Origin of the sequence: Pseudoalteromonas sp. SR43-5, from assembly GCF_014163835.1 — a bacterium.
Lineage (GTDB): Bacteria > Pseudomonadota > Gammaproteobacteria > Enterobacterales > Alteromonadaceae > Pseudoalteromonas > Pseudoalteromonas distincta.
The window spans coordinates 90,677-100,671 of record NZ_JACJEA010000018.1 but is presented as its reverse complement, the minus strand read 5'-3'; the positions used below and the strand labels follow the sequence as shown (position 1 = coordinate 100,671).

The following is a 9,995-nucleotide window of genomic DNA, read 5'->3' as shown; positions in this document are numbered from 1 at the left end:
GAGTATGTTCGTTAATCATAATGTGCCCTCAAACAAGATTTGAAGATCTGATCATGACATTGAGATTTAGTTCAAAAAAATCCCCGCTAATTTCTTAGCAGGGATTTGTGTATAAGAGACAGCTTTAGTAAGCGCCTTTTTTATTTATTTAGTTCTTTTATTTAGTTTTCGTGTTTGCTTTGCGTGCTCACTAAGCTCAGTTAAACCTAATTGGTCGTAACTTTTCTCCATCATTTCAAGCGCGGGATCTAAGTAACTGCTTTGTGAATAATGCTCAACAACAAACTTACCTCTATTAGCAGCAGCTAAATAAGCTTCACGTTCGTAATAGTAAGTTGCTACTTTTAATTCATAACGTGCCATGCGGTTTAAAAGCCACACTAAACGACGCTTAGCTTCAGGCGCGTAATCACTTTTTGGAAAACGTTTTACTAATGTCGATAAATCTGTAAATGCAACACGAGTACGGTTAGCATCACGGTCGGCTCTATCTACACCAAAGTACTCTTGGAACGCATTTTTATCTGCTTTAATATTTACTAAACCACGCATGTAATACATGTAGTCTAAATCTTTATGATTTGGGTTTAAGCGAATAAAGCGGTCAATGGTTGCAAGTGCTTGTTCAGTATTACCTGATTGATAATGTGCATAGACTAAGTCCATTTGTACTTGCTTAGAGAATGGGCCAAATGGGTAGCGAGAGTCTATAGCACTCAAAAGTTCAATTGCACGAGCATATAAACCAGAATCTAGCGTTTCTTTTGCATCTTCATATAAAGCGTGTGCAGACTTATTCGGTACACGTTGAATGTCTTCTTGGTCTGGAGCAGACGAACAAGCGCCTAAACTAAGTACAGAAACTGAAAAAACAATGGCAAATGCACGTTTCCCTATTTTATTTATCATTTTATTTGTTACCTTCGATGTCTTCGGCTAGGCCAAGTCGGTAAAACCGAGTAAACTATGCGTATTATATTATGCTTTTATTAAAAGCGATTCTAACCCAGTCGAGCAAAGCTTGCACTGGTAAATTGGGTAAAGTTACTAATGTCAGAGCAAATTTCTCTTCAAGCCGACGTTCCAACCGAATTAGGTGGTAAACGTCTAGACCAAGTATTAGCACAATTGTTCCCTGATTATTCACGTTCTCGTATAAAAACGTGGATATTGGATGATAAAATCACCGTAGACGGTGAAATTTTCAACACTCCACGCGAAAAGCTACTAGGTGGTGAAGTTGTAAGTGTTGAAACAACAATTGAAGCACCACGCGAATACGAAGCACAAGATATCAAATTAAACATTGTTTATGAAGACGATGATATTTTGGTAATTAATAAACCAATGGGCCTAGTGGTTCACCCTGGTGCGGGTAACCCTAATGGAACAGTGCTAAACGCATTGCTACATTACTACCCTGAAATAATTAACGTGCCACGCGCAGGTATTGTACATCGTTTAGATAAAGACACGACCGGTTTAATGGTTGTAGCTAAAACGATTCAGGCTCAAACGCATTTAGTGAAAGCACTACAAAAGCGCGAAAATTTCACTCGTGAATATGAAGCACTGTGTAATGGCACCATGACTGCTGGTGGTATGGTTGAAAAAGCAATTGGCCGCCATCCTACGCAGCGTACGCATATGGCCGTACATGAACTGGGTAAACCGGCAATTACGCATTACCGTGTTGCTGAAAAGTTCCGTGCTCATACTCGTTTACGTCTGCGCCTAGAAACAGGCCGTACTCACCAAATTCGTGTGCATATGGCACATTTAAATCATCCGCTAATTGGCGATCAATCTTATGGCGGCCGTCCGCGTCCACCTAAAGGTGCAACACCTGAGTTATTTGAGTTACTTCGTAGCTTTAGACGCCAAGCACTACATGCCGTAAAATTAAGTATTGCGCATCCAATCACGGGTGAAATGATGACATGGCAAGCTCCTATCCCTGACGATATGGTTGCTATGACACATGCACTACGTGAAGATACTAAAGCTAATCCTGATATCGATAGATAATGCACTTATTGTCAGCGACATGGCAAAACCTTCATAAAGTAGGAACGTTAAGTACTACTTGTGGAGGTGGTGTTTCAAAAACCCCATTTGAAAGTTTCAATTTGGGATACCATGTTGGAGATAATCAAGATCATGTATCAAAAAACCGCTCACTATTAACCAAACACTTACCTAAATCTGCCGTGTGGCTAAATCAAGTTCATAGCTCTGAGGTTGTTATTGTTGATGAACATTTTGACTCTAATAAGTTACACAATGCTGATGCGCTTTATACTCAGTTATTAAATCAGCCTTTGGCTATCATGACTGCCGATTGCTTGCCTATTTTATTAGTGAGTGATGATGAAAAGGAAGTTGCAGCTATACATGGCGGCTGGCGAGGGCTTGAGCAGGGAATTATTAAAAATACTTTAGAATGTTTTAGCTCAAAGTATGAAAATATAAATGCTTGGCTAGGGCCTGCAATTGGGCCAACTCAATTTGAGGTTGGGGGTGAAGTGTTTGAGTTATTTCAAAAAAGGTCTTCTTCATTTATTCAAGCATTTACACCACAAGCTAATAGCAAATATCTTGCTGATATTTATGGCATTGCGCGTACTTTACTTACCCAGCAAGGCGTTAAAAAGATTACAGGCGGCGACTATTGTACAGTCTCTCAAAGTGACTTATTTTTTTCTTATCGACGGGATGGACAAACCGGACGTATGGCAAGTTTGATCTGGCGCAAGTAATTAGCACCTTTAGCTATTATATTTCTCTCTACACCTTGAACAAACACCTAAACATACCCATTAATTAAGCAATTAGATTATTTAATAGGTAACACCATGCGTTTAGATAGATTTACAAGTAAATTTCAATCTGCGCTTTCTGATGCGCAATCGCTAGCCCTTGGCCGCGACCATCAATTTATTGAACCCGTACATTTAATGTATTCATTACTGCAGCAAAGCGGCTCCAGTGTGCGCGCGTTATTTGCCCAAACGGGGGTCAGCGCAGATGAACTTAACACCAAGCTTTCACAAGAAATAGAAAAACTATTTAAAGTAGAAGGTGTAGGTGGCGATGTGCAGCTATCAAATAATATGGCTTCACTTATTAACCTATGTGACAAGTATGCACAAAAACGCAAAGACAAATACATTTCAAGTGAATTATTTGTACTGGCAGCATGCGACGATAAAGGTCCACTTGGCGATATATTCAGATCGTTAAATATTACCTCGACTAAAATTGAAACTGCAATTAAAGCGATTCGCGGCGGTCAAAAAGTTGATGACCCAAATGCCGAAGAAACACGTCAAGCGCTTGAAAAGTACACGATTGATCTAACTGAGCGAGCAGAGCAAGGTAAGCTTGACCCTGTAATAGGTCGAGATGACGAAATTCGCCGCACGATTCAAGTACTACAACGGCGCACTAAAAATAACCCTGTATTAATCGGTGAACCAGGTGTTGGTAAAACAGCAATAGCAGAAGGTTTAGCACAGCGTATTATTAATGGTGAAGTACCCGAAGGATTAAAAAACAAACGTGTTTTATCGCTTGATTTAGGAGCACTAGTTGCGGGCGCTAAATATCGCGGTGAATTTGAAGAGCGTTTAAAATCAGTGCTAAACGAATTGGCTAAAGAAGAAGGCCAAGTTATTTTATTTATTGATGAAATACATACTATTGTGGGTGCAGGCAAAAGTGATGGCGCAATGGATGCGGGCAATATGCTAAAACCTGCTTTAGCACGCGGTGAATTACACTGTGTTGGCGCAACCACGCTTGATGAATACCGTAAATATATAGAGAAAGACGCAGCACTTGAGCGTCGATTCCAAAAGGTACTCATTGAAGAGCCGTCGGTTGAAGATACCATTGCAATATTGCGTGGCTTAAAAGAGCGATATGAGCTACATCATTCAGTAGAAATTACTGATCCCGCGATAGTTGCTGCGGCGCAGTTATCTCACCGCTACATTAGCGATCGTCAGTTACCAGATAAAGCAATTGATTTAATTGACGAAGCGGGTTCTTCAATTCGATTACAAATTGATTCAAAACCAGAGTCGTTAGATAAGCTTGAGCGTCGTATTATCCAATTAAAATTAGAAGATAATGCACTTGCTAAAGAAAAAGATGAGGCGAGTCAAAAACGTCGCACTGAAATGCAAGAGTTGATCACCGACCTTGATGGACAATATCGTGAACTAGACGAAATTTGGAATGCTGAAAAAGCATCGCTTCAAGGTACACAAGTAATTAAAGCCGAACTTGAACAAGCAAGATTAGATTTAGATGTAGCGCGAAGAGCAAGTGATTTACAGCGTATGTCAGAGCTGCAATATGGGCGAATTCCAGAGCTTGAACGAAAACTTGATTTAGCCTCACAAGCTGAAATGCAAGAAATGACTCTGCTTAAGAACCAAGTAGGTGAGGATGAAATTGCTGAAATTTTATCTCGCTGGACAGGTATTCCTGTTGCAAGAATGCTACAAGGTGAGCGTGAAAAGCTGCTGCAAATGGAAGATAAGTTACACAGTAAAGTAATAGGGCAAGATGAAGCGGTCGTTGCTGTTGCTAACGCAATACGACGCTCACGTGCAGGACTTGCAGATCCTAATCGCCCAATTGGTTCTTTCTTGTTTTTAGGTCCAACAGGTGTGGGTAAAACCGAGCTAACAAAAGCACTGGCAGGTTTTATGTTTGATACCGAAGATGCCATGGTACGTATCGACATGTCTGAGTTTATGGAAAAGCACTCAGTTGCACGCCTAGTGGGCGCACCTCCAGGTTATGTGGGTTATGAAGAGGGCGGTTATTTAACAGAAGCTGTTCGTCGTAAACCTTACTCAGTTATATTGCTTGATGAAATAGAAAAAGCACACCCAGATGTGTTTAACATTTTACTGCAAGTGTTAGATGATGGCCGATTAACTGACGGACAAGGTAGAACCGTTGATTTTAAAAATACTGTTATTATCATGACATCAAATTTAGGCTCAGATATTATCCAAGAACAAGCGGGGAATAATGACTATACGACCCTTAAAGCTAAAGTAATGGAAGTATTGATTAATGAGTTTAGACCTGAGTTTATTAACCGTATTGACGAGACTGTTGTATTCCACCCGTTAGCAAACGAGCATATAAAAGAAATAGCTGATATTCAGTTAATGAAATTACGTGAGCGTTTAACAGAGATGGGGTATCTGCTTGAAATAAGCGATGCTGCACTTGAGCGAATTGCAGCAAGTGGGTTTGATCCTGTGTACGGTGCACGCCCGCTTAAGCGTGCTATTCAGCAAACGATTGAAAATCCGCTAGCACAAAAGCTACTTAATGGGGACTACATACCAGGTAGCGTGATTGTTATTGATGCAAATGACGACTCTTTGGTATTTACCAAACGCTGATTGTAAATAATTAAACTCTAAAGCCGCTAAAATAGCGGCTTTTTTATGTTTGTTAAACTTTAAAGGTTAGTAATAAATCATTCACTCTACGTGAGCCTTCAACAAGCTCAGCTGCACCTTTTGCCACATTAAAGCTTAAACTTAAGTTGTTATCGCCAAAATCTTTAATTTGCGAAACATTATTACTAATGTCGTTACTAACCATTTGTTGCTCTTCTGCAGCGGATGATATTTGTATTGCCAAGTGAGATATTTCACTGATTTGGATAAAAATATCCTCTAATTCAACTTGGGTTTTATCGGTTGTCAAAACACAGTTATCGGCTTGTGCTTTAGTGCTTTGCATTACTTTGGACCAGCTAAATAAAGTGTCTTGTATTTCTTTAATAGAACTATGGATTTGTGTCGTAGCATTTTGAGTGCGTGACGAAAGAGTCCTTACCTCATCGGCGACTACAGCAAAGCCTCGACCATGTTCTCCCGCTCTAGCTGCTTCAATCGCTGCATTAAGAGCAAGTAAGTTAGTTTGATCGGCAATTCCTTCTATTTCACTCATTACCTTACCAATTTTATCTGCTTCAGAGGCTAAGCTGGTGGCTGTATTTGCAGCTTGTTCTACTTGAGAAGCTAAGTCAGATACCATTTTACTATTATCAGCAATGTGGTCTTTTATCTCTGAGCAACTTTGATGGGTGTTATTCACTTTATCCGCTGTTTGAGCGGTATTTACTGATATTTCACCAATGGTAGAACTCATTTGAGTCATCGCTGATGCAATTTGTTCTAAACGCTCACCTTGAGAAGAAATCCCTTTTTCGGTGAGTGTTGATTGTTTGTCTAAATCAGTCGCGATGCCATTAAAGCTTAATGTTGAGTCTTTCATACGGCCAAGAACTGTGCGCAATTTTGCACTTAGCATTTGCTCTCTATAATCACTTACACTGTGCGGTGTATGGCCGCTGTAAATATAACGAGAGATTGAATCGGCTTTTGCTTTTTGTTCGCGTAATATTTTAGGGGTAACAATGAGTTCGTCATAATTTAGCACAATAACTAAAGCACAAATAAATAGGCTAATTGCAGCAATGGTGATTGATGCCGCGACAGCAATAAAAATCAGCCAAAATAATAGACTTATAAAAGTAAGGCTTTGTCGTATTGTGGTGTGTTCTCGTAGTTTAAATAATGACTTGTTGGTATTTATTTTGTTGTAAAGTGTTTGTGCACGGTGCTTAAGTTGAGAGCTTGCTTTGGTTCTTACAGATTGATAACCAACAAGTCGGCCATGTTCAAAAATGGGGGTTACAAAGGCATCTACCCAGTAATAGCGGCCATCTTTACAGCGGTTTTTAACCATACCGCGCCACGAGTGTTCTTGTTTTAATGTTGCCCACATTTCTTTAAAGGCTGCTTTTGGCATATCAGGGTGGCGAACAATATTATGATGCTGACCGATAAGCTCTTGTGCGCTATATCCTGCTACAGCACAAAACGCTTGATTGACGTATGTTATTACACCTTTAAGATCAGTAGTGGAAACCAGCTCTTGTGATTCATCAAAGTATACTTCTTCATTTTTTAAGCTTTTATCATTGTGCATTGTATTTATTATCATCCTTTATTGTTGCAGTCATTATATTGCTTACACTCTACAAAGCAAAAAATAGCGTCCTTCCTTCTATGCTCATAAGACAAATAATTGTATTTATTGATCTAGATCAAGTTTAAATACCGGACAGCTAAATTGAACTGATTTTGCATAAGTTCCGGTCTATTACTTTAAGCTGATATTTTACTTATTTGATTTATAATTAAATACGTATTTAAAGCATTTGTATAATGCACATAGCAATGGCAATATTACGACTTAATATAATGATGTTGGTCATATTAAGTGCATGTATAAAGTGGGGAAATAATTATTAAATTTGAAAAGTTATATAGTTCTTAGCAATTTATACCAGTTGTATTAAATAAGTGATCTATTATAGCGCTAAGAAAATAGCACAATAGCAAGGCGAAAATTATGACATGTAGTTGTTCTATATGAGTAATTTTCAACGCAGTGAATGCGCTATTTAATGCGATACAATGATCATATTTTCAATAAAAATTGGTATTAATCTTGAGTCTAAGTAATTAGTCCCCATAACCTTATGATTAAGCCACGTGGCCCGAGGAAAGATTTTTTGACAACACATGATTTAGCTAACGCACTTGAAGCGTTATCAGTAAATGAGCACCAACATGCAGTTAAAGGCATTAAACGTGGCATAGAGCGAGAGTCGCTAAGAATACAAGAGAATGGTGCTATATCACCTAAAGGCCATCCAAAAGGGGTGGGCAGTGCATTAACTAATGGCCATATCACAACTGATTTTTCTGAATCTTTACTTGAATTTATTACTCCAGTTAGTGAGTCGTCAACGCAAACTCTTAAGCAATTAAAAGATCTTCAAAAGTTCACTCTAGAAAAGATGGACGATGAACTGCTTTGGCCTATTAGTATGCCATGCTTTATTGAACACCAAGATGATATTGTTTTAGCTCAATTTGGTAGTTCAAATACTGGTCAAATGAAAACACTATACCGTGAAGGATTAAAAAATCGTTACGGAAGTATGATGCAAGCAATTGCAGGTGTTCACTTTAATATTTCATTCCCAGATACGCTTTGGCAATCGCTTCATTCGTTACAAAAAAGCAATGCAAGCCTTCAAGATTTTATTTCAGAAGGTTATTTAGCGCTTATTCGTAACTTTAAACGCGAACTATGGCTAATAAGTTACATGTTTGGTGCATCGCCAGCATTGTGTAACTCATTTTTACAAGGTCGAAAAACCGATTTACCATTTAAAAAACTAGGTAAAGGTACACTTTACTTAGAAGTTGGTACGGCACTGCGTTTAGGCAATTTAGGTTATACGAATAGCGCTCAGTCGTCACTACGCGTAATGTATAACTCGTTAGATGAATATGTAGCAGGCCTTAAAAAAGCAATCAACACACCATCAGAAATTTATGGTGATCTTGATGACTATAAGAGTGAAAACCCTAAGCAGTTAAATAAAAATATTCTGCAGATTGAAAACGAATTTTACTCGCCAATTCGTCCTAAGCGTAATGCTAAAAGTGGCGAAACGCCAACGGATGCACTGCTTCGAGCTGGCATTGAATACGTAGAAATTCGCGCATTAGACGTTAATCCGTTTAGCGAAGTTGGTATTGATATTGAGCAAATTCACTTTTTAGATGTGTTTTTAACGTATTGTTTATTAAAAGATTCAGCTCCAATGGATTGGAAAGAACAAGCACGCAGTACTGAAAACCTCGACACAGTAGTCAATCAAGGTCGAGAAGAAGGGCTAATGCTTAACTTTAATAACACACAGCGTAGTCTTCAGTCGTGGGGCGATGAAATATTTGCACAGCTCACTGATGTCGCTAAATGGATGGATAATGCTTATGGTGTTAATTATTACTCCGATACTATAAAGCGCATGGCAACGTGGGTGCATAATCCAGAGCTTACTTATTCTGGACGTTACGTGTCGCAATTAAAAGAGTCTGGTTTAGACAACGGTCACTTTGCACTAGCACTGGCTAATAAATACAAACAAAGCCACGCAGACACTGATTACAGTGAGTTTTTAAAGCCTTGGCTGGAACAACAAGTTGTAGAGTCTAACGAAGCACAAACTGCAATTGAGCAAGCAGATACTCAGTCATTTACCGCCTTTTTAGATGCGTATTTTGGCGGTAAATAATCTTAATACTTAGTAAAATTTAAGCAAAAAAAACGCAGCCTAAGTAGGCTGCGTAAATATATATTCAGGGATGAACTAATGCTGTACTGCTGCATTCATTGAGTCAGACCCACACTTTTTAGAAAAGTTCTGTGAGATCTTAGAAAAATGAAAAAAAATGCAATTATTTTATCTCTTGCCATTACTTTAGCTGGTTGTGCTACAGCCCCTCCAAAACAACCTAACGATCTATGTAAAATCTTTGAAGAAAAACCTGATTGGTATTTTGACGCAAAAGATGCGCAAGAAAAATGGGGTTCTCCTAAGCATGTACTCATGAGTATGATGTACCAGGAAAGCTCATTTAAGCATGATGCCGCTCCGCCTATGGAGTACTTCTTATGGATAATTCCAACCGGTCGCGCAAGTGATGCTTATGGTTACTCACAGGCTAAAACACCAACATGGTCAGATTATATTCGTGAAACAGGCAACAATGGTGCTGATAGAGACGACTTTGACGATGCAATCGACTTTATGGCGTGGTTTGTTTATAAAACGCATAAAGTAAATAAAATCTCTAAATGGGATGCTTACGCACAATACCTTAATTATCATGAAGGTTGGGGTGGCTATAAGCGTGGCACATATAAAAAGAAAAAGTGGTTAATGGGTGTAGCAAATAAAGTTAAACACAGAGCGAGCCGTTATGGCGCGCAATTAAAGCGCTGTGAAGACGAGCTTGATAAAGGTTGGTTTGAACGTCTTATATTTGGCTAGAGAGTTATTAATGGATATAAAAAAGGAGCCAATCGGC

Annotated in this window: 7 protein-coding genes; 5 read left to right on the top strand and 2 right to left on the bottom strand. The window is 38.9% G+C overall.

All coding sequences use genetic code 11. The annotated features are described in order from the left end of the window. Positions 1-144 precede the first annotated feature (144 nt). A complete protein-coding gene (locus H5090_RS12340; protein WP_002962210.1) occupies positions 145-909 on the bottom strand; it encodes an outer membrane protein assembly factor BamD in 765 nt (254 codons plus the stop codon). Positions 910-1,050: 141 nt separating this feature from the next. On the opposite strand from H5090_RS12340, the gene rluD reads away from it, so the two are divergent. The 3 genes from rluD (at position 1,051) to clpB (ending at position 5,432) form a co-directional block, all read left to right on the top strand. Beyond that, positions 1,051-2,028 carry a 23S rRNA pseudouridine(1911/1915/1917) synthase RluD gene (rluD, locus tag H5090_RS12335; protein ID WP_024596579.1) on the top strand — a complete coding sequence of 326 codons (978 nt, stop codon included), beginning with the start codon at positions 1,051-1,053 and terminating at the stop codon, positions 2,026-2,028. After that, positions 2,028-2,759, top strand: a complete 732-nt coding sequence (gene pgeF / locus H5090_RS12330; RefSeq protein ID WP_182695841.1) for a peptidoglycan editing factor PgeF — start codon at positions 2,028-2,030, stop codon at positions 2,757-2,759. The genes rluD and pgeF overlap by 1 nt, the downstream gene beginning before the upstream one ends. A 96-nt stretch (positions 2,760-2,855) precedes the next feature. Continuing rightward, positions 2,856-5,432, top strand: a complete 2,577-nt coding sequence (clpB, locus tag H5090_RS12325) for an ATP-dependent chaperone ClpB (protein ID WP_002962207.1) — start codon at positions 2,856-2,858, stop codon at positions 5,430-5,432. A 52-nt stretch (positions 5,433-5,484) separates the two neighbouring features. On the opposite strand, the gene H5090_RS12320 is transcribed toward clpB, so the two are convergent. Continuing rightward, a complete protein-coding gene (locus H5090_RS12320) occupies positions 5,485-7,032 on the bottom strand; it encodes a methyl-accepting chemotaxis protein (RefSeq protein ID WP_182695840.1) in 1,548 nt (515 codons plus the stop codon). Positions 7,033-7,621: 589 nt separating this feature from the next. Between H5090_RS12320 and gshA the strand changes: the two genes are divergently transcribed. Both gshA and H5090_RS12310 read left to right on the top strand, forming a co-directional pair. Continuing rightward, entirely contained in the window at positions 7,622-9,199 is a 1,578-nt protein-coding gene (gshA, locus tag H5090_RS12315) for a glutamate--cysteine ligase (protein WP_182695839.1), read from the top strand. A gap of 147 nt (positions 9,200-9,346) precedes the next feature. Next, entirely contained in the window at positions 9,347-9,958 is a 612-nt protein-coding gene (locus tag H5090_RS12310; protein ID WP_002962200.1) for a transglycosylase SLT domain-containing protein, read from the top strand. Positions 9,959-9,995 lie beyond the last annotated feature (37 nt).

Coding starts and splice junctions, on each gene's coding strand:
- clpB (WP_002962207.1), top strand. CDS start 2,856: ATGCGTTTAGATAGATTTACAAGTAAATTTCAATCTGCGCTTTCTGAT.
- rluD (WP_024596579.1), top strand. CDS start 1,051: ATGTCAGAGCAAATTTCTCTTCAAGCCGACGTTCCAACCGAATTAGGT.
- H5090_RS12340 (WP_002962210.1), bottom strand. CDS start 909: ATGATAAATAAAATAGGGAAACGTGCATTTGCCATTGTTTTTTCAGTT.
- H5090_RS12320 (WP_182695840.1), bottom strand. CDS start 7,032: ATGCACAATGATAAAAGCTTAAAAAATGAAGAAGTATACTTTGATGAA.
- pgeF (WP_182695841.1), top strand. CDS start 2,028: ATGCACTTATTGTCAGCGACATGGCAAAACCTTCATAAAGTAGGAACG.
- H5090_RS12310 (WP_002962200.1), top strand. CDS start 9,347: ATGAAAAAAAATGCAATTATTTTATCTCTTGCCATTACTTTAGCTGGT.